The organism is Mycobacterium timonense (assembly GCF_025821985.1).
In the GTDB taxonomy this organism is placed as follows: domain Bacteria; phylum Actinomycetota; class Actinomycetes; order Mycobacteriales; family Mycobacteriaceae; genus Mycobacterium; species Mycobacterium avium.
The window spans coordinates 58,688-83,235 of record NZ_JACKSY010000051.1; the positions used below are offsets into that span (position 1 = coordinate 58,688).

Here is a 24,548-nt window from a genome sequence, read left to right on the forward strand (position 1 = left end):
CCCCCTCGCGCAGCGCTCGATCTAGCAAAAGGTCACGACCGTTGGAGCAGTTCTTCGGACAACTGTCGCTGCTGCACGGCTGGCTGCCGCCGACCGTGCAGGGCCTGGCGCTGCTGATGCTGGTCGCCGCGATCCACTGGCGGGCCCGCGGCTGGCTCAAGCGGGTGCTGCCGGCGGCGCTGGTCGCCGCGGTCGCGGTGACCGTGCTGGCGCGCTGGTACATCACCTCGCTCGGGGTGGCCGGGGATCCGGCGCCGACGGCGCTGTGGCTGTGGATCGCGCTGAGCGGTCTGGCCGCGGCCGTGTTCCTGGTGGGCTGGCGGGGCGTGCGCTGGTGGCGACGCGGGCTGGCGGTGCTGTCGATACCGCTGTGCGTGCTGTGCGCGGGCCTGGCGCTGAACGGCTGGGTGGGCTACTTCCCCACCGTGCTCGCGGCGTGGAACCAGCTGACCCAGGCGCCGCTGCCCGACCAGATCGACCGGCTGCGGGTCACCGAGATGCAGATCGCCGGCACCAGGCCGAGCAAGGGCGTGGTGGTGCCGGTGGACATCGACGGCAACGGCCCGTCGGGCTCCCACTTCGCGCACCGCCGCGAACTGGTCTATCTGCCCCCGGCGTGGTTCAACAGCAACCCCCCACCCCGATTGCCGGCGGTCATGATGATCAGCTCGGCCTTCAACACCCCGGCCGACTGGCTGGGCCCGGGTGGCGCCTTCACCGCCATCGACAACTTCGCCGCCGCCCACCACGGGTTCGCCCCGGTGCTGGTGTTCGTCGATCCCACCGGCTCGTTCGACAACGACACCGAGTGCGTCAACGGCAGCCGCGGCAACGCCGCCGACCACCTGACCAAGGACATCCAGCCGTTCATGGTGTCGAACTTCGGCGTCAGCGCCGACCGGGCCAACTGGGGCGTCGCCGGATGGTCGATGGGCGGCACCTGCGCCGTCGACCTGGCCGTCATGCACCCGGAGATGTTCCGCGCCTTCGTCGACATCGCGGGCGACCGCGGCCCCAACGTCGGCCCCAAGGACCAATCCGTGGCGCGGCTCTTCGGCGGCGATCAGGCCGCGTGGGCGGCCTTCGACCCGGTCACGGTGATGACCAGGCACGGTCGCTACGCCGACTTGTCCGGTTGGTTCGAGGTGCCCGGGGCCGACGTGGCGCGCACCGCGCAGCAGGGCAACGCCGATCCAGCACCCGCCCTGGTGGCGTCCAGCAGCGACCCGGCCGCCAACCCCGAGGGCCAGGACGCCGCCGCGCACTCGCTGTGCGCGGTCGGCGCCGCCAACGGCATCGCCTGTGCGGTGGTCACCCAGCCGGGCAAGCACGACTGGCCGTTCGCCGCCCAGGCGTTTGCCACCGCGCTGCCGTGGCTGGCCTGGACGATCGGCACGCCCGACACCGAACCGGTGCAGCTGCCGCAGCGGGCCGCCGCGCCGCCGCGGTGATTCGTGCAGCTGGGCCATCTCGGGGGAGATAGGCAACAAATTCCCCATAATTCACAGCTGACCCACCCGTAACGGAGCCGCCGGATCGGCGGCCCGAATGGTACGGTTCGCTGCTGTGGCCTCGATGTTTCGCCCCGGCAACGGTCCCGGCAGGGACGCGCTCGTCGGCCGGTGCGCCCCGGGGCCGAACCCGCCGTGGCCTTGCCGCCGGATGATCGCCGCCCCACCTGTCCAGCCATGAACCGCCGCCAGTTCCTCGGATCGCTCGCCGCCTCGGTCGTGGCCGGCGTCGGCGCCGCGCGGCTCATCGTCGATCCGCAACCGCGCACCTTCGCCCAGACGCCGGCGGCCGCCATACCGACGTCCGGCCCGACCGCCCCGCAGGCCCTGCTGCCGCCTCCCCCGCTGAGCGCCCGCATCCCGCTGCCCGGCGGCGGCGCGCTGATGAAGATCCCGGGCGAGGGCGACCTGCTGGCGCTGACCGTCGACGATGGCGTCAACAGCGAGGTGGTGCGCGCCTATACGCAGTTCGCCAAGGACACCGGCGTGCGGCTGACCTATTTCGTCAACGGGGTCTACGACTCGTGGACCGAGAACCTGCAGTTGCTGCGCCCGCTGGTCGACAGCGGCCAGATCCAGCTCGGCAACCACACCTGGTCGCACCCGGACCTGACGACGCTGACCAAAGAGCAAGTGGCCGAACAACTCTCGCGTAACGATGCGTTCCTGAAGAAGACGTACGGCATCGGCGCCAAGCCGTACTGGCGGCCGCCGTACGCCAAGCGCAACGCCGCCGTGGACGCCGTGGCCGCCGACCTGGGCTACCAGGTGCCGACGTTGTGGTCGGGCTCGCTGTCGGATTCGACGCTGATCACCGAGGACTACATCCTGCAGATGGCCGATCAGTACTTCACGCCGCAGGCCATCGTGATCGGGCACCTCAATCACCTGCCGGTCACCCACGTCTACCCGCAGCTGGTCGACATCATCCGGGAACGCAACCTGCGCACCGTCACCCTCAACGACGTCTTCCTCAAGACGCCGTAACGCGCACTACCCGCCGGGCTCCCGCTCGGCGGCCAGCAGCATCGTCAGCGTCTCGCGCAACTCGGTCAGCCGTCGCTCGCCGAGCACCTTGCGCCACCGCTTCTCCATGGCGATCGCGTTGGCGCGCATCACCTGCAGTGCCTGCCGACCCCGCGGCGTCAACTCGATCATCCGGGCGCGCGCGTCGGCCGGGTCGGGCGTGCGGGTGACATAGCCGTGCCGCTCCAGGGCCGCGACCGCCTGGGCCACCGCCTGCCGGCTCACCCGCAGCCGGTCGGCCAGATCGGAGGCGTGCAATCCGCCCGCGGCCAGCGGCACCAGGGCGAGCGACTGGGCGGGGCGGATCCCGTCGAGGGCGGCCTCGGCGAACGCGGCGCGCAGCCGCGGTGCGCCGGCGGCGGCGACCAGGTTCACCAGCGCCGGCACGGTCGGCTCCCCCCCGCCGCGCGCTCCCTCTCGCATGCCGATCAGTCTGCCACCCCGGGACGGATTGACAAGTTACTTGTCAAAATGCCCGCCGGCTGCCACCATGGCCCTATGCGATTCGGATGCGCCCGGGCGGTCAGCCTCGGCCTGCTGCCGGTTCTGGTCGTCGTGCTCGCCGGCTGCCTCGGCGGCGGGCATGCGTTAGGAACGCCTGACTCCCAATCGATTCCGGTCGGGCCATCCACCCACACCCTGCAGTGGGGCGGCACGTCCCGCACCTATCACCTGTACCGGCCGCAGGGGCTGAGCGAGGCGGCCCCGCTGGTGGTGATGCTGCACGGCGGCTTCGGCAACGGCGAGCAGGCCGAGCGCGCCTACCACTGGGACGCCGAGGCCGACGCCGGGCATTTCCTGGTCGCCTACCCCGACGGCCTGGGCCGCGCCTGGAACGCCGGAACCTGTTGCGGCGAGCCGGCACACGCCGGCACCGACGACGTCGGATTCGTCAACGCCGTGGTCGGCGCCATCGCGGCGCAGATCCCGGTGGATCGTGCCCGCGTCTACGTCACCGGCATGTCGAACGGCGCCATGATGGCGCTGCGGCTGGGCTGCCAGAGCGATACCTTCGCCGCGATCGCCCCGGTGGCCGGCACGCTGCTCACCGATTGCTCCGCGGCCCGGCCGGCCTCGGTGCTGCAGATCCACGGCACCGCCGACGACCGGGTGCCCTATGCCGGCGGACCCGGAAAGGCGTTCGCGCTCAACGGCTCCCCGCGGGTCGACGGGCCGTCGGTGGAATCGGTCAACGCCACCTGGCGCGCCATCGACGCCTGCGGGCCGCCCAGCTCGACCACCGCCGGCGATGTCACCACCCAGACCGCCGGCTGCGCGGACGGCCGCACGGTGGAGTTGATCTCGGTGGCCGGGGCCGGCCACCAATGGCCCGGCGGGGCGCCCAGCCCCCTGGCGGAAAAGGTGGCCGGAATTCCGGCGCCGTCGACGGCGCTGGACGCCACCGACACGATCTGGCAATTCTTCGCCCGTAATCACCGTTAGCGAGCGGCCAATCTCTAAAAAATTAGAGATTGGTCTTCCGCTGGTCGTGCGCGATTGTTACCGTTCCGTAATGCGCCGCGTCGCGGGAGTTTTCGCAGCACTGGTGTTGATGGCGGGCACCCTGACCGGACCCGCGATCGCGCGGGCCGACGGCGACGAGCCGCAATACGCCGACTTCTACACCCCGCCCGATCCGCTGCCGCCCGGGCGGCCGGGCGACCTGATCCGCACCGAGCCGTCGCGGCTGGTGCTGGAGCCCTCCGGCCAGCTCGGCGCCATCATGGCCACCGGGACCCGGATCATGTACCGCAGCACCGATACCCGCGGCAACCCGATCGCGGTCACCGGCACCTACTTCGAGCCCTACAACGATTGGCCGTACGGCGGGCCCAGGCCGTTGATCAGCTACGCGCCCGGCACCCAGGGCCAGGGCAATCAGTGCGCCCCGTCGCGAATGTTCAACCAGGGCATCCACTATTCGGGCGGCTGGGACATCATGTTCAACTACGAGGAGCTGTTCGTGGCCACCATGGTGGCCCGCGGCTTCGCCATCGTGATGACCGACTACCAGGGCCTGGGCACGCCGCCGATGCACACGTACGTGGGCCGGGTGGCCGAGGGGCAGGCCGTGCTCGATGCGGCCCGGGCCGCGATGCGACTGCCCGGCACCTCGCTGGATCCGCATGGGCCGGTGGCATTTTGGGGTTATTCACAAGGCGGCGGCGCCACCGCGTCGGCGGCCGAGCTGGCCGCGCAATACGCGCCCGACCTGCACATCGTGGGCACCTACGCCGGGGCGCCGCCGGCCGACCTCAAGGAGCTGTTGCCCTACGCGGACGGCAGCGCGCTGGTCGGCGTGGTCGGGTACGCGCTGAACAGCGTGATGGCCGCCTACCCGGAATTCGCCGACGCCATCCGTTCCAAGATGACGCCGCGCGGGCTGGCGATGCTGGAATCGGTGTCCCGCCAGTGCGTCGGACAAACCCTGCTGGACTTCATGTTTCGCCACATTCAGCCCTACTTCACCGAGGACATCAATCAACTTGTCAACGAGGAGCCTTTCAACAGCCTGTTCGAGGCGCAGCGGATCGGGCGCTACAAACCCAACGCGCCGGTGCTGATCAACAGCAACCGCTACGACCCGCTGGTGCCGTGGACGGCCGCCAACCAGCTGGGCCGCGACTGGTGCGCCCAGGGCGCCGACGTGGAGTTCCGCACCAACGAGGAGCCGCCCTTCCTCAACAAGCTCGTCATCAACCACGCGCTGCCGATGCTGGTCGACGGCGAGCCGGCCATGCAGTGGATCGCCGCCCGCTTCCGCGGAGAACCCACCGCGCCCAACTGCGGCCAGTTTTAGACTGGGGTGCATCGCTGCCCGCAGAAAGCACAACGCCGCGCAGCGGCGCCGCCAACTCGCCGACGCCGCAATCGAATTGCTGGGCGGCAACGGGCTGCACGGTGTCAGCCACCCGAAGGTCGACGACCGCGCCGGCGTCCCGGCCGGCACCACGTCGTTCTACTTCCGCACCCGCAAGGCGCTGGTGCACGCCATGGCCGGCCGGCTGGCCGAGCTCGACGTCGCCGACTTCTCGATGATGGCCGAGCTCGCCGAGGATCACGCCACCGAGTTCGCCGGCACCGCCGGGTTGGCCCGCATCGTCATGTACGTGAACAGCGAGCCGTGGCTGACCCGTGCCAAGGCGCGCTACGAACTCGCGCTGCTGGCCGGCCGGGACCCGGAACTGGCCGCCGCGCTCAGCGAGTCGGCGGACCGGCTCTACGCACTGGCCCGCAACGTCGTCACCCAGTGGCATCCGGCCGGCAGCGCGCCGGACCCGGCGCTGGTCGACGACCAGGCGACCGCCACCCTGGCGTTCATCAACGGGATCATGCTGACCTTCGTCGCCGGCCAGCCGGCCGTCGACGATGCCGGGCAACTCGACCGGCTCATCCAGGGCGTCATCGCCGGCGTCGCCCACGTCCGCGGTGCGTAAACGAAACCGCGTGTCCGACACGGCATTCGGCTCGCGCGCCGGTCAGCGTGCGTCGAACATCCCGTCGACCAGCCGCTGCAGCACCTGCCGGGTCTCCCGGCGGGCGCGGTCCGGATCGTCGGCGGTGGCGATCACCATGGCCGCCTCGTCGAGCGCGCCGATCAGCACGTGCGCCAGCGGACGCACCGGTTGCTCGGCCAACTCGCCGGCCCGGATCGCCTCGGTGAGCAGCTGCTCGGTCATGCCCAGGCTGTAGCGCTGCGCGACATCGCGGAATTCGGCCCAGCCCAGCACGCTCGGTGCGTCCAGCAGGATAAGTTGCCGCACTTCGGGATCGGCGGACACCTCCAGCCAGGCGTCGACCGCGGCGCGGATGGCGTCCGTGGGCGTGCTCGCCCCGGATTCGGCCACCACCACCGCCATCCGCGCCATCACATCCTGCTCGACGGCCTCGACCACCGCGCGGAAAAGCGCTGCCTTGTCGGCGAATTGGTGGTACATCGCGCCCCGGGTGACCCCGGCGGCCGCGGCGATCTCGGGGGTGCCGACCTCGGTGTAGCCGCGCAGCCCCCACAGCTTACGGGCAGCGGCGATCAGCGCGTCACGGGTCGCCGCGGAGCGCTCTTCCTGGGTCCGTCTCTTGCTTTCCATACAGTCTGTTGGTAACTTACGAACAGGCAGCCTGTTTGTAAGTGTACATTCCTCTGAGCTAGGAGTTCTCCATGTCGACGATCGACATTAGTGCCGGAACCATCCATTACGAAGCAACCGGACCCGCGGACGGCAGGCCCGTGGTGTTCGTGCACGGCTACCTGATGGGCGGCCAACTCTGGCGTCAGGTCAGCGACCGGCTGGCCGGCCGCGGGCTGCGCTGCATCGCCCCGACCTGGCCGATGGGCGCGCACCCGGAGCCGTTGCGCCCCGGCGCCGACCGGACCATCACCGGGGTGGCCGCCATGGTCGCCGAGCTGCTCTCCGCGCTGGACCTCGAGGACGTCGTGCTGGTCGGCAACGACACCGGCGGGGTGGTCAGCCAGCTGGTGGCCGTGCACCACCGCGAGCGGCTGGGCGCGCTGGTGCTCACGAGTTGCGATGCGTTCGAACACTTTCCACCCCCGGTCCTGCGGCCGGTGATCCTGGCCGCCAAGTCCAAGGCGACGTTCCGCGCGGTGGCCCAGGCCATGCGCGCACCCGCGGTGCGCAAGCGCGCGTTCGACGGCCTGGCGCACAGCAATATCGACGCGCTCACCGAGCTCTGGGTGCGCCCGGCGCTCTCGCTCCCCGCGGTCGCCGAGGACCTGCGCCGGTTCACCCTGTCGCTGCGCACCGAGGTGACCACGGCGGCGGCGTCGCGGCTGTACGACTTCGACAAGCCCACGCTGATCGCATGGTCGGCCGACGACGTGTTCTTCGCGCAGGAGGACGGGGCGCGGCTGGCCGCGACGATCCCGAACGCCCGCCACGAGGTCATCGCGGGGGCGCGGACCTTCTCGATGGTCGATCAGCCCGACCGGCTCGCCGATCTGTTGTCGACGGTTGCGGTGCGCACCTGAGGCATTGCGGTTCGCGACCGTAACCCCACGGCGAAATCTCGTCGGGATTTTCGCCGTGGGGTTACGCTCGCGGGCGTGACAGACGAGCTGCGGGGCCGGCGGATCCTGGTGACCGGCGCAGCCACCGGTATCGGCGCGGCCGCCGTCAGCGTCCTCACCGACGCGGGCGCCGACGTCGTCGCGACCTATCACACGACGCCACCGCCGCCGGATCTGACGGCGCACTGGTTGCAGTGCGACGCGCGCGACGCCGACGCCGTCTCGGCCCTGGTCCACCGGGCCGCCGAGCACCTGGGTGGGCTCGACGTGCTGGTGCACGCCGCGGGGCTGTGGCAGCCGGGGATACCCGGCTGCATCGGCGCCGATGACATCTCGTTTCTGTTGGACACCAACGTCAAGGCGACCATCCTGACCAATCAGGCCGCCCACGCCGCCATGAAGGCCCAAGACCCCCAGGGCGGCCGGATCATCAACTTCGGCTCCTCGGAAGCCGTTATGGGCAGCCCGATTTCGGCCGTCTACGCCGCGACCAAGGGCGCGGTGCAGGCCTGGACCCGCTCGGCGGCCAAGGCCTGGGCCGCCGACCACGTCACCGTCAACGCCCTTGCCCCGGCGGTGCAGACGCCGGGCGCCGACCGGCTCCGCGCGTTCCTCGGCCCGGACGCCGCCGCACTGATCGACCAGCAGATGCAGATGATGATCCCGCTGGGAGGCGCGCTGGACGAGCCCGCCCGCGACCTCGGGCCGATGCTGGTGTTCCTGGCCGGGGCGGGGTCGGGCTTCATCACCGGACAACTGCTGGCCGTCGACGGCGGCCTGATGATGGTGGGCGGATAGCGCGCCCGCCCGCCGCCGCTCGGCCGCTACTATAAGACGGACCGTCTCGTCTCGCAGGGCAGGCATAGTGAAGGTGGGGCCGACCGATGGCTGAGGACACGATCCAGGCGCTGCTGCGCAAGCGGTGGTCCGACCCCGGTGTCGCGGTGAAATACGGTGACACGCAGTGGAGTTGGGCCCAGTATCTGCGGGACGCCGCGGCCCGGGCCGCGGCCCTGCTGGACGCCGCCGACCCGGGACGGCCGATGCACGTCGGCACCCTGCTGGGCAACACCCCCGAGATGCTGAGCCAGATGGCGGCGGCCGGCCTCGGCGGCTACGTGCTGTGCGGGCTGAACACCACCCGGCGCGGCGAGGCGCTGGCCGCCGACGTTCGCCGGGCCGACTGCCAGTTCGTGGTGACCGACGCCGAGCACCGGCCGCTGCTGGACGGACTGGACCTTGCCGGCACGCAGATCCTGGACACCTCGACGCCGGACTGGGCGGGGTTCGTCGACGCCGCCGGGGAGCTGACCCCGCATCGGGAGGTCGCCGCGATGGACCCGTTCATGATGATCTTCACCTCGGGCACCAGCGGAAACCCCAAGGCGGTGCAGGTATCCCATTTGATGGCGGTGTTCGCGGGGAGCAATCTGGTGCAGCGCTTCGGGCTCACCGAACACGACACCTGCTACGTGTCGATGCCGCTGTTTCACTCCAACGCGGTGGTCGCGGGATGGGCGCCCGCGGTGTGCTCGGGGGCCGCGATCGTGCCGGCGAAATTCTCGGCGCGCAACTTCCTCGACGACATCCGCCGCTACGGCGCCACCTACATGAACTACGTCGGCAAACCGCTGGCCTACGTGCTGGCCACCCCGGAGCGCGCCGACGATGCCGACAACCCGCTGCGGGTGGCGTTCGGAAACGAGGCCAACGACAAGGACATCGAGGAGTTCGGCCGCCGGTTCGGTGTGCAGGTCGAGGACGGCTTCGGGTCGACCGAGAACGCCGTCATCGTGATCCGCGAACCCGGCACGCCGAGGGGCTCGATCGGCCGGGGCATCGACGGGGTGGCGATCTACAACAGCGATACCGTCACCGAATGCCCTGTCGCCCGGTTCGACGCCGACGGCGCGCTGATCAACGCCGACGAAGCGGTGGGCGAGTTGGTGAACACCGCCGGTTCCGGTTTCTTCACCGGCTACTACAACGACCCCGACGCCAACGCCGAGCGCATGCGGCACGGCATGTACTGGTCCGGCGACCTGGCCTACCGCGACGCCGACGGCTGGATCTACCTGGCCGGCCGCACCGCGGACTGGATGCGGGTGGACGGCGAGAACCTCGCGGCCGCTCCCATCGAACGAATCCTGTTGCGGCACACCGCGATCAACCGTGTCGCGGTGTACGCCGTGCCGGACGGGCATGTCGGCGATCAGGTGATGGCCGCCGTCGTCCTCAACGACGGGGAAACCCTGACCCCGGCCGCGTTCGAGGTGTTCCTGGACGCACAGCCCGACCTGTCCCCCAAGGCCCGGCCGCGCTATGTCCGCATCGCCGCCGACCTGCCCAGCACCGCCACCCACAAAGTGCTGAAACGCCAACTGATCTCGCAGGGCACCGCGGTAGCCGCCGGCGAGGTGCTCTGGGAGCGCGAGCCGCGCGGCACCGCCTACACGGTGGTGGCTAGCCCGGACTGCGGGGTGCCCGGCGACGGATCTGCCCCTTCGACCGTCGCACCCGTTTGACCGGGTCGCGGCTGGTGCCGCCGGCGATCTCGTCGCGCAGCTGGGAGATGTTGGAGATCTCGGCGTACAGCCCGCGGATCGCGTAGTCCAGCACGGCGAAGGAGAACCGCTGCTCCGGGTCCTCGGTGATGCCGAGTTCCTGCGACCGCCGCCGCGACCACAGCGCCTCGTCGAGCCGGGCCCGGGTGGCGTCCAGATGCCGTTCCAGGGTGTCGACGATGCGTTCGGGATCCTCGCCGCGGGCCAGCCAGGTCTTGAGGATGACGGGGTGTTTGATCACCACCTGGTCCTGCCCCGGGAAATGCTGCACCCAGCGGCGCAGCGCGTCGCGCCCGGCGTCGGTGGTCTCGTACAAGGTGATGGCCCGCTTGCCGGATTGCGCGCCGGTCTGGGCGACCATGCCGCGGGCCAGCAGCCGGGTCAGTTCGCGGCGCACGTGGCTGACCGACGGCGACCAGTAGAAGTGGCCGACCGACAGTTCGGCGCGCGTCTTGATCTCGCCGGCGGTGAGTCGCTCGTCGTTGGCCGCCAGCACGCCGAGCACCAGGTAGGCGGTGACCGGCAGCCCGTTGCTGGTTCGGGGGCTCACGAACCGTCCGTCTCGGCGGTGAAGTACGGCAGCGTCACGTCGGCCGCGACGGTGTGGAACTGCACCCGCACCCGCAGCCCGACGCGCAGGTCGCCCGGCGGCACGCCGACGACGTTGGTGAGCATTTGGTAGCCCTCGTCCAGGGTGATGATGGCCGGCGCGTAGGGCGGGGTGAACTCCGCGGTCACCGGCCGATGAACCACGGTCCAGCTGTAGATCTCGCCGCGGCCGCCGCTCTGCTGCCAGCCGATGTCGTCCGAAAGGCACTGGCGGCAATGCTCGGTCGGCGGGAAGTTGGCCAGATCGCAAGCGCGGCACCGCTGATAGCGCAGCTGCCGTGACCGGCAGCCCTCCCAGAACGGCACGCTCAGCGGGCTGCTGGCGTGCGGCACCGGCCCGGTCTGGGGCCGCAACGGCTCGGCGGTCACCGCGGCTCGTCCCCCAGGATCAGCACGGTGGTGAACAGTGCACCGGCTCCCCCGTTGCTGCACAAGGCGATATGGGCGTCGGGGACCTGCAGCTCGCCGGCCTGGCCGCGCAGCTGTTGCACGGCCCGGATCGCCCGCTGCATCATCTGCGGATTGGAGCCCGCGTGGCTGAACGACATGGTTCCTCCGTCGGTGGTGACCGGGTGGCTGCCGTCGAGGGCGATGTGCCCGTCGGCGACGAACGGCCCGCCTTCGCCGTCCCCGCAGAACCCGAATGCCTCGAGCTGGCGGATGATTTCGAAGGAGAACGGGTCGTAGAGTTCGAGCACGTCGACGTCGTCGCGGCGCAGCCCGGCGTGGGCGAAGGCGCAGTCGGCGGCCCGCCGGCCCACCACGCCGTTCACGTCGCCGCCGCGCCGGCCCGCCAGGTCGTAGGCCGGCGGGTGCTGGTAGGACGGGCCGTGGAAGTCCGCGCCGCTGCCCAGCACGTAGATGGGTTGGCTTGCGGTGTCGACCTTTTCGAGGTTGGCCAGCACCAGCGCGCAGCCGCCCTCGGAGGTGGTCGCGCAGTCCAGCAGGTGGAACGGGTCGGCGATGGGCCGCGACGCGGTGATGTCGGCCGGCGTGAACGGGCCCCGTCGGTAGTAGACGGCCTCGGGGTTGCGTGACCCGTTGTTGCGGATGGTGGCCGCCACCGTCGAGAGTTGTTCGCGGGTGGTGCCGTAGACGTGCATGTGCCGGCGCGCGATGAGCGCGAACTCGGCGGTGGTGAACATGCCCCAGGGGGCGACGAATTCGTTCTCCGGCCGGGTCCACGGCGCGGTGGCCTCGTGGTCGCGGTATTCACCGGCCTGGGCCGCGACCAGCACCACCACCTCGGCCATGCCGTGTTCGATGGCGGTGGCCGCCTCGGTGATCATGCCGACCCCGAACCCGAGCCCCTGCCACGCCGGGCCCAGTCGCAGGTCGTAGATCAGCGCGGTGGACAGCGGGCCGGCGCTGATCCCGTCGACGTCGTCGAGGCACAGCCCAGCGTCGTCGAGGGCGCCCCGAATGGCCTTGAGCGCCAGGCTGCGTGAGGTTTCCCCGTCCAGGCGCCGGCCTTGCCGGGTGTTGTGCACGCCGACGATCGCCGCGGTGCGCTTCGCCGGTCTAGTTTTCATCCGCCACCACTCCGAGATAGGTGCCAACGACGTCGAATCGTGTTCCGTCGCGGTCGATTTCGCCGATCAGTGTGCAGCGGGAATCCGCTCGGGGCGCGCCCTTGGCCAGGACGTCGATCCGCACGTCCACCGGTCGGGCCGTCTGCGGGTCGGTGATCTCGACGACCATCGCCACCGCCCGCTCATCGGGGTCCCACTCGACGCCGGTGATGCGGTGCCGGGCGGTCAGCTCGATCACCACCGAGTCCCGGCGCACCAGGAAGCGCACCGCTGCGCACAACTCGCCGGCGCGGGGCGGCACGCACAGGCTGACCGCCATGTCACAGGCCCGCCGGCCGGTCGCTGATGGTTCCCGACGCCCGCAGCTCGGCCAGGTCGGCGCCGCTGTGCCCCAGCAGCTCGGTGAGCACCTCGGCGGTGTGCTCGCCGTAGCGCGGCGGCACCCGGCGCAGCCAGCGCCGCGGTTTGCCGAGGAACGCGAAAGGCATTCCGGTACACAGGAAGGAGCCGGCGACGGGATGATCGACGGTCTCCCAGAAGCCGCGGGCGTGCAGCTGCGGGTCGGCCAGCAGCGCCGCGGCCGGTGTGACGGGCGCGGCGGCCACCCCGGCGGCGCGCAGCGCGTCCACCGCGTCGGCCACCGTACGGCCCGCGGCCCAGTCCGAGATGAGCTTGTCGACGTCGTCGGCGTGCTCGTCCCAGCCGGTGTCGCCCGGCTCCGCGCGGCCCAGCAGCCGGGCCAGCGACGCGCGGGCGGTGTCGTCCAGCGCCGCCAGCGCCACCCACGCGTCGTCACCGCGGCACCGGTACACGCCCTGCGGGCTGGCGCCCGGTCCTCGGTTTCCATTGCGGCGCAGCGCGATTCCGTTGCGCGAGTATTCGACCAGCATCTCGGCCGCCACGTTCAGCGCCGCCTCCACCATGGTCGCTTCCACCTGCATGCCGGTGCCCTCGCGGTCGCGGACGGTCAGCGCGGCCACTGCCGCGAAAGCGGCGTGCAGGCCGGCGATCGGGTCGCAGGCGCCGCGCGGGATCACCGGCGGGCCGTCGGGGTGTCCGGTCATCCAGGCCATGCCCGTCGCCTGCTCCATGGTCTGGGCGAATCCGACCCGATCGCGCCACGGGCCGTCCAGGCCGAAGGCGGGCATCCGGATCATGACGGCGCGCGGGTTGGCCGTGCGCACCGCGTCCCATTCCAGGCCGAAGTTCGCCATCACCCGGGGCGAGAAGTTCTCGACGACGAGATCGCTTGCGGCAATGAGCCCTAGCGCGATGCTGCGTCCCGCCTCGGTGCCCAGGTCGACGCTGATGCCCCGCTTGTTGTTGTTGCTGCACAGGAAGACCGGGCCCCACTCCCACCACTGGTCCCAGTCGGGCGGGCGGCCCGCGGAGAACCGCATGCCGTCCGGCCGGCGCACTCCCTCGATCTTGATCACGTCGGCGCCCAGGGCGCCCAGCAGTTGGGTGGCGACCGGGCCGGCCCAGAACGCGGTGAGGTCGGTGACCCGGATGCCGGACAGCGGAAGGGTGCCGGCGTCCTCGCCGCGGGCCGGCTCGGGCCGGGGCGGCCAGTGCACCCGCCCGTTGTCGGCGCCCAACGCCGGCGGCTCCGACGGCGGCCGGGTGGTGATGGCATCGCTGCGGTAGGGCACCCGCGGCGCCGGCACGCCGGCCGGTGATTCGACGAACACGCCGCGTTGCACGAAGTGGTCCAGCTTGGCCAGTGTCTCGGGAGTGGCGATGGGCGCCACCGGGATTCGGAACGCCACCGCCAGGTCGACGATCTCCTGGGTGGTGCGGGTGCGGGTCCACCCGGTGACCATGTCCAGGAATTCGTCGCGGCGCGCGACACGGCCGGCGAAGGATGCCAGCTCGGCGTCGTCGACGAGGTCGGCGCGGTCGATCATCACCAGAAAATCCTGGAACTGCTGGGCGGTGATGGTGCAGAAGCCGACCATGCCGTCGGCGGTGGGGACGATCGAGGGCAGCTCCAAACTGCGTTCGTGCAGCAGCGAATCGGCCCCCAGCACGCTCGCCGACATGGCGGACAGACCGCCCATGGCGATCACCATGGCCTCGTAAGTCGAGACGTCGATCACCTCGCCGCGGCCGGTGCGGGCCGCATGCCGGGCGGTCGCCGCCGCGGCCGCCGCGGCGAACGTGCCCGCCAGCCATTCGCCCAGCCGGCCGCCGGCCTGCACCGGCTCGTCGCCCGGCCAGCCCCGCCCGGCGATCGACCCGCACAGCGCCTGCAGAATGAACTCGTTGGCCACCACCTGCTGGTCGACGTAGGGGCCGGTGGTGCCGAACGGGGTGATCGCCACCACCACCGCCGAAGGCCCGGTGCGCCCGGTGATTTCGTCCAGCGTCCAGCCGTCGGTGAGGTCGGTGAGCACCAGGTCGGCGCCGGCCAGCAGCGCCGCGACCTCGGCCCGGCCGCGGCCGACCACCGACCTCTTGCCGGCAGCCAGATAGCCGAACAGCGCCCCGGGCGGCCCGCCCGCCGACCAGCGGCGCATCGAATCCCCTTGGGGGGACTCCACTTTCACCACGTCGGCGCCGGCGTCGGCGAACATCTTGCCGCAGTAGGAGACCGCCAGGCCGTTGCTGAACTCCAGCACGCGCCAGTGCGCGAACGGCGCCGGGCCCACCCTCAGTTGCCCAATGTGGTGACGCGGCCGGCGATCCCGGCCGCCTCGACCGTCACCGGCGCCTGGGCTGACGCCTGGGCCTGCAGGGCGAATTGCGTCATCCTCGTCCACGCGTCGCGGTCGCGCTGGCTGGCCCGGTGCCCGACGTGGGTGACCACGTCGACGTCGGTCGCCTGGGCGCGCAGGTGACCGGCCCGGGCCTGCTCCTTCGGGATGTGCCGAAACGGGTCGAATGAGTAGGCGGCCATGGCGTTTTCGTGGGTGAGCTTGTTGATCACCGCGTCGTCGAGGTGGCCCATGGTGTCGATGACGTCCTCCGGCGCGAACGGCCAGTTGCTGTCGGAGTGCGGGAAGTCGGACTCCCAGCACAGCATGTCCTCGTTGAACCAATCCATGTTGCGCACACCGACTTTGTCGCTGATGAAGCAGGTGTAGAAGTGTCGTTTGAACACGTCGGTGGGGCCGCTGTAGCCGGGCGGGAAGGTGGCCAGCGTCCAGCCCGAATGGCGGTTGTAGACGTGCTCGGCCCGCCACAGGAAGTACGGTATCCAGCCGACGTCGCCCTCGGTGAGGGAGAATTTCAGCTCCGGGAAGTCCGCCCAGAACTGCGCCCAGATCAGCTCGGTGAAGGTGAACATGCTCATCATCGACGAGGCGGTCATCTGCACGCTGGGCGGGGCGTCGGTCGACACCTGCGGGGACCGCGACGCCGAGCCCACGTGGGTGCACAGCACCGTCTTGTTCTCGCAGACCGCCTCGAACAACGGGTACCAATACCGGGTGTGAATGCTGGGCATCTGCAACGCTTCCGGGTTCTCCGAGAACGTCACCGCGTGACATCCCTTGGCGGCCAACCGGTTGACCTCCTTGGCGGCCTCGGCCACGTCGAACAGCGGCAGGATGCCGCACGGGATGAACCGGCCCGGGTACGCGGCACACCACTCGTCGATGTGCCAGTCGTTGTAGGCCTTGATCATCACCAGGTTGACCTCGCGGTCCGGGCCCTGGTTGAGCACCTGGCCGGAGAACCCGGTGAAGTTGGGGAAGTTCAGGCCCGCCAGCTGGCCGCCGGCGTTCATGTCGCGGACCCGCTCGTCGACGTTGAAGCAGCCCGGCCGCATCTCGTCGTAGCGGCTGGCGTCGATGTTGTACATCTCGCGCGGCTTGCCCGCCACGGCGTTCAGGCCCATGTTGCGTCCGCGGATGTCGCCGTAGTACCACTGCTGGATGCCGTCGGGCTCGACGACCACCCGCGGCGCGCGGTCCTTGTACTTGGCGGGGACGTGGGCGTCGAACATGTCGGCCGGCTCGGCGATGTGGTCGTCCACGCTGATCAGGATCAGATCGTCCTTGTTCATGCCGTGCTCCTCGGTCACCGACTAGTGACTAGTAGACAATGGCACCGCTCGCAGTGTCAACGGCGGCCGTCGCGTCACGCCTCCCAACTCGCCGCCGTATCGCCCGGCAGGGCCGGCGATTTCCGCCGGAACGGCGGCGCGCCCGCGGGTCGGCCGGGAGCGCACAGGCCCGTCGTCTTTGGGACTATTAGTCCCTATGCTGGCGGGGCGGTCGCGGCAGGCCGCGCCGCGCGGGCGCGCGGGCATGCCACCATGAGGCATGACCGGGCCGCAAGGTAACGGAAATTCGAGCAGCAACAAGGCGGCACGTCCGACCACCGCCGACGTGGCCCGGCTGGCCGGCGTGTCGACCGCCACCGTCAGTTACGTGCTGAACAACGCGCGGGGCCGCCGCATCTCGCCCGACACCCGCGACGCGGTGTACCGGGCCGCCAAACTGCTCGGCTACCGGCCCAACCTCGCCGCCCGCAACCTCGCGCGTGGCAAGAGCGGCGTGGTGCTCTACGTGGTCCCGCACGTGGCCGTGGGCGAGATGCCGATGCAGGCCGGCAGTCGCATGACCACCGCCCTGGCCCGCGAGGGTCTGCTGCAGGTGCAGGTTTTCGAGACCGACGACGACCAGCACGTGGTCGACGCCATCGCCAACCTGGACCCCGTCGCGGTCACCAGCCTGTTCCCCCTGAGCGCCGCGGCCCGCCGGGCGGTCACCGAAGCCGGCATCCCGCACATCGAGATCGGCACCCTGCCCGCGCTCAACGACCCGCACCTGTCGGTCGGCGAGATGCGGATTGCGCACCTCGTCGAGCGAGGGCATCGACGAATCGCGTTCGCCTACACCGGGATTGCCCGCTGGCGGCCGCTGGGCGACTACTGGTTCGAAGGCGTATCGCGGGCGGCGCGGTTGCGCGGCCTGCCGCCGGTGCGCGCCGACGAGGTCACCCTGGACACCGCCGCGTCGGTGGTCAGCGCCTGGGTGCGCGACGGGGTGACCGCCGTGTGCGCCCAAAGCGACGAGATCGCCTGCCTCGTCCTATACGGCATCCATCAGGCGGGGCTGCGCTGCCCGGGCGACCTGGCGGTGATGGGCGTCGACGCCAGCCCGATGGGCATGGTCAGCACGCCGCCGTTGACCACCGTGCAATTCGATCCCTGCGCGGTGGCCGACGCGGCGCTGGCGGCGGTCTTCGAGCGGCTGGGGCATGCCGCCCCGCCCTCGCCCGAGCTGACCGACATCGCGCGTCTGGTGGTGCGATCGTCGACCTGAAGCTCAGTCCGCGGGCTGGTAGCGCAGCAGCGTGACGTCGTGCTCTGGGTAGTCGCAAAACACCGGCTGCACCCGCATCCCGACCCGCAGCTGGGCCGGGTCAACGTTCACCATTTCGGTGGAAAACCTTGGGCCCTCGTCCCATTCGACGATGGCCAGCAGCTGCGGCACCGCGTCGGCGAAGTGCGGGCTGACCGGCCGGTGGGCCACCGTGTAGGAGTACAGCGTCCCCATCCCGGAGATCTCCCGCCATTCCAGGTCGTCGGCCAGGGTGCGGGGCGCGCGCACCCGCGGGTAGAACACGTAGGACTGCAGCGACGGCGAGTACTGGATGACGATGCGATGCTGCGCGAGCGCATCCCAAAACGGCGCGGTGGTGGGCGTTTTGACGGGCATCGGCCGCTCGAAGGTGGTCATTGCGATCAGTCTCCCTCGAGGATGAGTGTGGTCTGCTCGGACAGGATCCCCCCGTTGCCGGACACGAAGGCCCGGTTGCAGTCGGGGACCTGCGCCGCGCCGGCGCGGCCCATGATCTGGCGGGTGGCGTCGCAGACGTGGTGCATGCCCCCGGCCAAACCCGCTTGGCCGAAACCCAATTGGCCGCCGGCGGTGTTGAGTGGAAAGTCGCCGCGGAAGGTGAGGTCATGGTCGGCGACGAACTCCATGCCCCTGCCCTTCTCGCAGAAGCCGGCGTCTTCCAGCGACAGCAGCACCGTGATGGTGTAGCAGTCGTAGATCGACACCATGTCCATTTGGGCACGGCTCAGGCCGGTCATGGCGAACGCGGTGTCGGCGGCCGCGGCGATCGGGGTGCGCAGCAGGTCCTCGGCGTAGGTCGGGGTCTTGAACGGCACGTGTTCGCCGAATCCCTTGACCCACACCGGGCGATGACGCGCCCGCTTGGCCAGGTCCGCGTTGGCGACCACGACGGCGGCCCCGCCGACACAGGGCATGACGATCTCGAGCATGTGCAGCGGGTCGGCGATGACCGGGCTGGCCAGCACGTCCTCGACGGTCAGCGGCGTGTCCCGCCAGATCGCCCCGTCGGTGTGGTTGGCGTTGACCCGCTGGTCGACGACGATCTTGGCCATCGCCCGCTCGTCGTAGCCGTAGACCGCGGCGTAGCGCTGGGCCACCTGGCCGTACGGGCCGTTCTGGCCGAGGTTGCCGTACGGGATCTCGAATTCGGCTTGTGGAGAACCGTATTGGTTGCTCGACGAGCCGAAGAACATCGCGTCGACCATTGGCCGGGGCTTCTTCTTCGACGACGGCGTGATGTAGCGGGCGGGCAGTGCGCACAGCACGGCGTCGCAGATGCCGAGCTCGATCGCGGCGGCCGCGCGCCACACCATGGCCGCGGCGCTGGCCCCGCCCAGGTCGACGTGCTCGGCGAATCGTGCGCCCACGCCCAGGTATTCGGCGATGGTGGAGGGCACGAAGATCTCGGACTCGGCCAGGTGCGAGGCGACGATCCCGTTGACCACCTCGCCGGGCAGCCCGGCGTCCTGCAGTGCCGCCGCGCCCAGCTCGGCCCACTGCTCCAGCACGAACGGCGCCGGTGAGGCCTTGCTGAGCCGCTCCGGCGGCAGCTCGACATATCCGACGATCGCGGCTTCCCCGCGTAATCCCATGTGCACAACCTACTTTCGGGGTAGTCCGAGGATCATCTGCGCGATGATGTTGAGCTGGATCTCGCGGGTGCCCCCGCCGATCAGTTCGGCGGGCAGATGCAGATACGGCTCGACGACGGCGGGGTCGGAGTCGGCAGCCATCGCCAGTCGCCCGGTCAGCTGCAGCGTGGCCTCGAATGTCCGTCGCAGCAGCACATTCATCGCCACCTTGGCAATGCTGGACGCCGGCCCGGACGCCTGGCCGTCGAGCAGCCGGATGGTCTCGCGCACTCCCAGCGCCTTGATCGCGTTGGTGTAGGCGTCCAGCCTGCCGAGCTCGCGCAGCGCGTCGTCGCGGTCCGGCCCCGGTTGGGCCGCCAGCCGGCGCAGTGCGGCCGCGCGGTCGAACTTGACGTAACCGCTGATGGCCGAGCGTTCTTCGGCCATGGTGGCGATTGCGAGGTTCCAGCCCCCGGTCGGTTCGCCCAGCAGCATGTCGTCGGGCACGAAGACGTCGGTGAGGAACACCTCGTTGAAATGCGCGTCACCGGTGGCGGTTTTGATCGGCTGGACCTCGATCCCGGCGGAGCGCATGTCGACGACGAAATAGCCGATGCCGCGGTGCTTGCCGGCCTGCGGGTCGGTGCGGGCCAGCAGGGCGCCGTAGTCGGCCCGGTGGGCGGCCGACGTCCAGATCTTGTGGCCGTTGATGGTCCAGCCGCCGTCGACCTTGGTGGCCCGGGTGGACAGCGCGGCTAGGTCCGAGCCGGCGCCGGGTTCGCTGAACAGCTGGCACCACGCGACCTCGCCGCGCAGCGTCGGCGGTATCAGCTTCTCCTGCAGGTCTTTCGGCGCGGCGCGGATCACCGAGGGCAGGATCCATTCGGCGATGCCCAGCGACGGCCGAACCAGTGCGGGCCGCTTGGCGAACTCGTCGTCGATGATGAGCTGGCGCAGCGGGCCGGCGTCCAGACCCCAGGGCTTGGGCCAGTGCGGCGCGATCAGGCCGGCATCGGAGATCAGCGTGCGCTGCGGCCCCGTCTCGAATTCCGGGTAGTCGCCCTGGCGGCCGGGCTGGTCGTTGCGCAATTCCAATGCGGCATCGAGGGTTTCGGCTACCTTGGCGCGAAACTCCGATTCCGCGTCGCCCAGGTTGACCGCCATGTCGCGCTGCCGGGTGCAGGTCAGCTCGCCGAGCCGGCGGGCCCAGCGGTTGGCCGGCCCGATCGAGGCGGCCAGGCTGATGGCGCGCCGCCAGTACAGGTGCAGGTCGTGTTCCCAGGTGAAGCCGATGGCGCCGAACATCGTCAACGCGTCGAGCACCAGGTCCGGGGCGGGCGAGATCGCCATCACCGCCGCGCCGGCGGCGGCCATGCGGTGCTGGTCGAGCGATTCGTCGCCGGCGCGGACCGCGTCCCAGGCCGCCGCGGTGGCCAGCTCGCTGCTGACCAACAGCATCGCCGCGTTGTGCTGCAGGGCCTGGAAGGTTCCGATCACCTTGCCGAACTGCTCGCGGATCCGCAGGTGGGCGGTGACGGCCTGCACGCACCACTGGATCACCCCGGCGGTCGTGGCGGCGACCAGCCCGAGGACCACGCAGCGGGCGCGCTCGGGGTCGATGCCGGTGAGCACCTCGGAGTCCAGGACGCGGTGGTTGTCCAGCCGCAGCACCCCGGCGTCGGCGACGAGGTCGGTCCCGGAAATGGGTTCGACTGTGGCCGTGGGCTTTTCGGTGTCCACCGCCGCCCACACCAGCTCGCCGTCCCGGGTCCGCGCGCCGACCAGGACGATGCGCGCCGCGCACACCCCCGCGGTGACCTCCGAGGCGCCGCTGAGCAGCCAGTGCCCGTCGCCGGCCCCGGCATGCAGGTCACCGTCGCCGGGCAGCACGACGGCCGCGGGGACGCCGGCGGCGAGGTCGCGCAGCACCGACCGCGCGGCCGGTGCCGGGTCGGCCAGCAGCGCGACCGCGCCGGCGGCCACCGTCGGCAGCAGCGGACCGGGCAACAGCGACTTGCCGGCCGACTCCAGCACGCAGGCGGCGTCCATCAGCCGGCCGCCCTGACCGCCCAGCTCCTCGGGCAGGTGCACGGCGTGAAAACCATTGGCGACCAAGCTGTCCCACCATCGCGGCAGCCGGCCCGCGGCGAGCTCGGCGAAGCTGTCCCGGGTGGCGGCGATGGGAGCGTTGCGGGCGGCGAACTGCCCGACGGCGTCGCCGAGCTCCTGCTGCTCCGGACTCAACCCCAGGGTCATGAGGACGGCCGCACTGTCACTGGCGATGGCCGCACCGACCGATTCCTCTCGACTCCGCTGGCGGCGACCCGCCGCACCTTTCGCAAGACGGACCGTCTCGTCTTGTGGCAGACTACCGGGGCGGGTCAGGATATGTAAAGCGCGCCCGATCCCCGGCGAGCGGGCGCCGACTGCGGATCCGCAGAAGCGAGGACCACCAGATGCCAACCGATCCCAACGGGCCCGCCGCGCCGCGGAGACGCAGCGAGAAGTCGCGCACCGCGATCGTCACCGCGACCCGGGAACTGCTGCTGGAGCGGGGGTTCGACGGGCTGACCATCGAGGCGGTCGCCGCCCGCGCCGGGGTGGGCAAGCAGACCATCTACCGCTGGTGGCCCACCCGTCCCGCCCTGGTCGCCGACGTGATGCTGGAAGACGCCGACAGGCTGCTCGCGTCCGTCGAACACAGCGGCGATCTGGCCGCCGACCTGGTCGGCTGGGTGGGCAAGCTGGTCACCAGCCTCACGACGCCGCGCGGTTCGGCCATGCTGCGCACCCTGACCGTGGCGTGCATGGAGCACGAGGACACCGCGGTCAAACTGCGCGCCGGGTTCAGCGCGCCGCTGCACGACAGCGTGCGGGCTCGATTGCTGGCCGAGGGCGTGGACGCGGCCACCGCCGAATCGGCCGCGGACGCCATCGTCGGTGGTGTGGTGTATCCGATTCTGTCCGGCGCGCAACGCTATTCGCGCCGCCGGGCGGAACACACCACCCGGCTCATCGTGGCCGCCCTGACCGCAGGCTGACGCCCGGACGGCCTTGGCGGCGCTGCGGATTCGCCGATCCGACGTGCGCCGCAACCGAATGGTCCTAGCATGAGGCGGTGGTCCACACCCCCGGTTCGCCCGATCAGGCCGCTCCCAAGGCGCGCGACGCGTGGCAGTTCTTCCAGCGCATGCTCGCCGACGTCACCGCGATCGTGACCGAGGACGCCGAGACCGAACGGGAACTGGCCGAGGGGCTGCGCGTGGTGGCGCGGGTGTCGTCACTGTGTGCGCAGATGACGGTCGAGGCCGACCCGGAGCGGCCGTCGTTCTTCGATATGTGTTCCGACAACCGGATGGTCGGCGGCCCCAACCCGGACGGCAACTACTACCTGGCGATGATCCGCGGGGACCGCCGCTACCGGATCACCGGCACCCGGGGAACCAGCGCGTACCTGGGTTTTCAGATCCTGGCCGGCACCGGGCTCACCCCGCGGCGGATGGCCGGTTATCTCAGCGACGCCGACTTGGCCTCGGAGGCAGGGGAATTCGCGCTGCTGCTGTCGGCCGACGAGCCGTCGGATCCGGCCGGCGCCCAGTGGGTGAAGATCCCGCCGGATGCGTCGTCGGTGGTGGTCCGGGAATACATCGGCGATCGGGCCGCCGAGCAGTTGGCCGCCCTGCGCATCGAGGCGCTGGACCCCGGCCCGCTGACGCCGCTCACCGACGAGCAGCTCGCCGACCAGTTCACCGCGATGGCATGGTCGTTGATGAAGCTCGCGACGCTGCACCGCACCATCAAACCCGAACTGCTGCAATCCCCCAACATGTTGCTGACCGCCCAGGCCGCCGACCTGGGCGAGGCCGACACCACCCCGGACAACCTGTACATGATGGGCACCTTCCGGCTCGACCCCGGCCAGGCCCTGGTGCTCGACATCGCGCCGCCCGACACCCGGTATTGGAACGTCACGCTGGAAAGCATCTGGCACGAATGCCTGGAGCCGCGCCGCAAGCACAGCTCGGTGACGAACCGCGGCGTGCGGCCGGACGCGGACGGACGGGTGCGCATCGCGATCTCCGCGCGGGACTTCGGGTTTGGCCATTGGCTGGACACCGGCGGCCGGCATCGCGGCTTCGTCGTGCTGCGCTGGCTGGACAACCCGAGCCCGCCCGAGGTCGCGGTGTCGGTGCGCGAAGCGCGGGAGCGACCGTGAGCCTGCAGGACCGGTTCGCCCCGGAACGGCTGATCGCCGCCGCCTGTGAGGAGGCCGGCAGCGACGACTTCGGCGCCGAGGGCTGGCGGCCCGGGCTGCACCGCCTCACCGACGGGCTGATCAACGACGCGCGGCTGTCCGACATCGGCGTCGAGATCGCTCACCTGGACATCATGCGGGCGCTGAAGAACCGGCTCAACGTAATCGCTTGGCGCAAAGCACATCCCGAGGTGGCCGAGCAGAAGATCAGCGCCCCGATCTTCATCGTCGGCCAGCCGCGCACCGGGACGACGATCCTCTACGACCTGCTCGCCCAGGATCCCGCGCTGCGCGCGCCGCTCACCTGGGAGGTCGACGAGCCCTGTCCGGTGCCGCGGCCCGAGACCTATCACGACGATCCGCGCATCGCCCGGACACAGGCCGGCATCGACCTGTCCGAGCAGATCATGCCCGGGTTCCTGGCCTTTCACCCGATGGGCGCGCTGGTCGGGCAGGAGTGTGTGCGCATCACCGCGGCCGAGTTCGTCAGCATGATCTTCTCGGTGCAGTACCGGCTGCCGAACTACTACCGCTGGCTGCTGTACGAGGCGGACCACGCGGGCGCCTACCGCTTCCACCGAATCTTCTTGCAGCACTTGCAGTCCGGCGTGCCCGGGCAGTGGTTGCTGAAATCCCCGGCGCACCTGTGGCAGCTGGATGCGCTGCTGACCGAGTACCCGGACGCGCTGATCGTGCAGACCCACCGCGATCCGCTCAACGTCATCTCCTCCATCGCGGCGCTGACCCATCACCTGCGCGGGATGTGTAGCGACGAGTCCAGCATCACCGAGTGTGCGGCGCAGTCCTACGAGGAGATCGTCGTGGGCCTGGACCGCGAGATGGCCCTGCGCGACCGGGGCGCCGTGCCGCCCGGCCGCGTGATCGACGTGCAGTACGCCGATTTCATGAAGGACCCGTGGACCACGATCAAAGACATCTATGAGCGGCTGGACCGCGAGCTGCGGCCCGATGCCGAGCAGAGAATGCGCGAGTTCCTCGCGTCGCATCCCTCCGACGGTGGGCGCAGCCGCTACACCTGGTCGGACACCGGGCTGGACGCCGGTGCGGTGCGTGAGCGGGTGCGCGCCTATCAGGACCGCTACGGGGTACCCACCGAGGCGTTGCGCTGAAGCGACGGG

The 24,548-nt window shown here is 70.6% G+C and carries 23 protein-coding genes; 12 read left to right on the plus strand and 11 right to left on the minus strand.

Annotation, left to right across the window (positions count from 1 at the left end):
• The first annotated feature begins 41 nt into the window (after positions 1-41).
• Entirely contained in the window at positions 42-1,451 is a 1,410-nt protein-coding gene (locus H7I87_RS14345) for an alpha/beta hydrolase (protein WP_024637582.1), read from the plus strand.
• 237 nt (positions 1,452-1,688) lie between these two features.
• A complete protein-coding gene (locus tag H7I87_RS14350) occupies positions 1,689-2,498 on the plus strand; it encodes a polysaccharide deacetylase family protein (RefSeq protein WP_003874303.1) in 810 nt (269 codons plus the stop codon).
• A 6-nt stretch (positions 2,499-2,504) separates the two neighbouring features.
• Here the strand turns inward: H7I87_RS14350 and H7I87_RS14355 are convergent, their stop codons facing one another.
• Positions 2,505-2,960: a MarR family winged helix-turn-helix transcriptional regulator gene (locus H7I87_RS14355; protein WP_033722995.1), complete on the minus strand. Its 456-nt coding sequence runs from the start codon at positions 2,958-2,960 to the stop codon at positions 2,505-2,507.
• A gap of 75 nt (positions 2,961-3,035) precedes the next feature.
• Here H7I87_RS14355 and H7I87_RS14360 point away from each other — a divergent pair, with 75 nt between their 5' ends.
• The 3 genes from H7I87_RS14360 to H7I87_RS14370 all read left to right on the plus strand — a co-directional run bounded on the left by H7I87_RS14360 (position 3,036) and on the right by H7I87_RS14370 (position 5,974).
• Positions 3,036-3,980 carry an extracellular catalytic domain type 1 short-chain-length polyhydroxyalkanoate depolymerase gene (locus tag H7I87_RS14360; RefSeq protein WP_011726560.1) on the plus strand — a complete coding sequence of 315 codons (945 nt, stop codon included), beginning with the start codon at positions 3,036-3,038 and terminating at the stop codon, positions 3,978-3,980.
• Between the two features lie 70 nt (positions 3,981-4,050).
• Complete coding sequence (locus H7I87_RS14365) at positions 4,051-5,337, plus strand: lipase family protein (protein ID WP_009979917.1); 1,287 nt, start codon at positions 4,051-4,053, stop codon at positions 5,335-5,337.
• Between the two features lies 1 nt (position 5,338).
• On the plus strand, positions 5,339-5,974 hold the full coding sequence (locus tag H7I87_RS14370) for a TetR/AcrR family transcriptional regulator (protein ID WP_255250785.1): 636 nt from the start codon (positions 5,339-5,341) through the stop codon (positions 5,972-5,974).
• A 42-nt stretch (positions 5,975-6,016) separates the two neighbouring features.
• Here H7I87_RS14370 and H7I87_RS14375 read toward each other — a convergent pair whose 3' ends face one another.
• Positions 6,017-6,625: a TetR/AcrR family transcriptional regulator gene (locus H7I87_RS14375; RefSeq protein ID WP_003874308.1), complete on the minus strand. Its 609-nt coding sequence runs from the start codon at positions 6,623-6,625 to the stop codon at positions 6,017-6,019.
• A 71-nt stretch (positions 6,626-6,696) separates the two neighbouring features.
• On the opposite strand from H7I87_RS14375, the gene H7I87_RS14380 reads away from it, so the two are divergent.
• The 3 genes from H7I87_RS14380 to fadD1 all read left to right on the plus strand — a co-directional run bounded on the left by H7I87_RS14380 (position 6,697) and on the right by fadD1 (position 10,091).
• Positions 6,697-7,527, plus strand: coding sequence for an alpha/beta fold hydrolase (locus H7I87_RS14380; RefSeq protein ID WP_062886718.1), 831 nt, complete (start codon positions 6,697-6,699; stop codon positions 7,525-7,527).
• Between the two features lie 75 nt (positions 7,528-7,602).
• On the plus strand, positions 7,603-8,364 hold the full coding sequence (locus tag H7I87_RS14385) for an SDR family NAD(P)-dependent oxidoreductase (RefSeq protein ID WP_063967081.1): 762 nt from the start codon (positions 7,603-7,605) through the stop codon (positions 8,362-8,364).
• 86 nt (positions 8,365-8,450) lie between these two features.
• A complete protein-coding gene (gene fadD1, locus H7I87_RS14390) occupies positions 8,451-10,091 on the plus strand; it encodes a fatty-acid--CoA ligase FadD1 (RefSeq protein WP_063971772.1) in 1,641 nt (546 codons plus the stop codon).
• Here the strand turns inward: fadD1 and H7I87_RS14395 are convergent.
• Genes H7I87_RS14395 through H7I87_RS14420 form a run of 6 tightly spaced genes read right to left on the minus strand, consistent with a single transcriptional unit; the run spans position 10,030 to position 16,280 of the window.
• On the minus strand, positions 10,030-10,680 hold the full coding sequence (locus H7I87_RS14395) for a PadR family transcriptional regulator (RefSeq protein WP_009979921.1): 651 nt from the start codon (positions 10,678-10,680) through the stop codon (positions 10,030-10,032). The two genes, fadD1 and H7I87_RS14395, sit on opposite strands and share 62 nt — an antisense overlap.
• On the minus strand, positions 10,677-11,108 hold the full coding sequence (locus H7I87_RS14400) for a Zn-ribbon domain-containing OB-fold protein (protein ID WP_009979923.1): 432 nt from the start codon (positions 11,106-11,108) through the stop codon (positions 10,677-10,679). The genes H7I87_RS14395 and H7I87_RS14400 overlap by 4 nt, the downstream gene beginning before the upstream one ends.
• Positions 11,105-12,271 carry a thiolase family protein gene (locus H7I87_RS14405; RefSeq protein WP_011726564.1) on the minus strand — a complete coding sequence of 389 codons (1,167 nt, stop codon included), beginning with the start codon at positions 12,269-12,271 and terminating at the stop codon, positions 11,105-11,107. Before H7I87_RS14405 ends, H7I87_RS14400 begins: the two co-directional genes overlap by 4 nt.
• On the minus strand, positions 12,261-12,590 hold the full coding sequence (locus H7I87_RS14410; RefSeq protein ID WP_011726565.1) for a hypothetical protein: 330 nt from the start codon (positions 12,588-12,590) through the stop codon (positions 12,261-12,263). The genes H7I87_RS14405 and H7I87_RS14410 overlap by 11 nt, the downstream gene beginning before the upstream one ends.
• A gap of 1 nt (position 12,591) precedes the next feature.
• Positions 12,592-14,922, minus strand: a complete 2,331-nt coding sequence (locus tag H7I87_RS14415) for a CaiB/BaiF CoA-transferase family protein (RefSeq protein WP_044544283.1) — start codon at positions 14,920-14,922, stop codon at positions 12,592-12,594.
• A 2-nt stretch (positions 14,923-14,924) separates the two neighbouring features.
• Entirely contained in the window at positions 14,925-16,280 is a 1,356-nt protein-coding gene (locus tag H7I87_RS14420; RefSeq protein WP_063971774.1) for an amidohydrolase family protein, read from the minus strand.
• 259 nt (positions 16,281-16,539) lie between these two features.
• Between H7I87_RS14420 and H7I87_RS14425 the strand changes: the two genes are divergently transcribed.
• Positions 16,540-17,544 (plus strand): LacI family DNA-binding transcriptional regulator, encoded by a 1,005-nt coding sequence (locus tag H7I87_RS14425; RefSeq protein ID WP_023860860.1) that lies wholly within the window; start codon positions 16,540-16,542, stop codon positions 17,542-17,544.
• A 3-nt stretch (positions 17,545-17,547) separates the two neighbouring features.
• Here H7I87_RS14425 and H7I87_RS14430 read toward each other — a convergent pair whose 3' ends face one another.
• Genes H7I87_RS14430 through H7I87_RS14440 form a run of 3 tightly spaced genes read right to left on the minus strand, consistent with a single transcriptional unit; the run spans position 17,548 to position 21,410 of the window.
• Positions 17,548-17,961 carry a Zn-ribbon domain-containing OB-fold protein gene (locus tag H7I87_RS14430; protein ID WP_009979933.1) on the minus strand — a complete coding sequence of 138 codons (414 nt, stop codon included), beginning with the start codon at positions 17,959-17,961 and terminating at the stop codon, positions 17,548-17,550.
• A 5-nt stretch (positions 17,962-17,966) separates the two neighbouring features.
• Entirely contained in the window at positions 17,967-19,175 is a 1,209-nt protein-coding gene (locus tag H7I87_RS14435; protein WP_003874320.1) for a thiolase family protein, read from the minus strand.
• Positions 19,176-19,184: 9 nt separating this feature from the next.
• Positions 19,185-21,410: an acyl-CoA dehydrogenase family protein gene (locus H7I87_RS14440; RefSeq protein WP_033721311.1), complete on the minus strand. Its 2,226-nt coding sequence runs from the start codon at positions 21,408-21,410 to the stop codon at positions 19,185-19,187.
• Between the two features lie 200 nt (positions 21,411-21,610).
• Between H7I87_RS14440 and H7I87_RS14445 the strand changes: the two genes are divergently transcribed.
• The 3 genes from H7I87_RS14445 to H7I87_RS14455 all read left to right on the plus strand — a co-directional run bounded on the left by H7I87_RS14445 (position 21,611) and on the right by H7I87_RS14455 (position 24,539).
• Positions 21,611-22,195 (plus strand): TetR/AcrR family transcriptional regulator, encoded by a 585-nt coding sequence (locus H7I87_RS14445; protein WP_003874323.1) that lies wholly within the window; start codon positions 21,611-21,613, stop codon positions 22,193-22,195.
• 77 nt (positions 22,196-22,272) lie between these two features.
• Positions 22,273-23,370, plus strand: a complete 1,098-nt coding sequence (locus H7I87_RS14450; RefSeq protein ID WP_033718823.1) for a DUF1214 domain-containing protein — start codon at positions 22,273-22,275, stop codon at positions 23,368-23,370.
• Positions 23,367-24,539, plus strand: coding sequence for a sulfotransferase family protein (locus tag H7I87_RS14455; protein ID WP_023873440.1), 1,173 nt, complete (start codon positions 23,367-23,369; stop codon positions 24,537-24,539). The genes H7I87_RS14450 and H7I87_RS14455 overlap by 4 nt, the downstream gene beginning before the upstream one ends.
• Positions 24,540-24,548 lie beyond the last annotated feature (9 nt).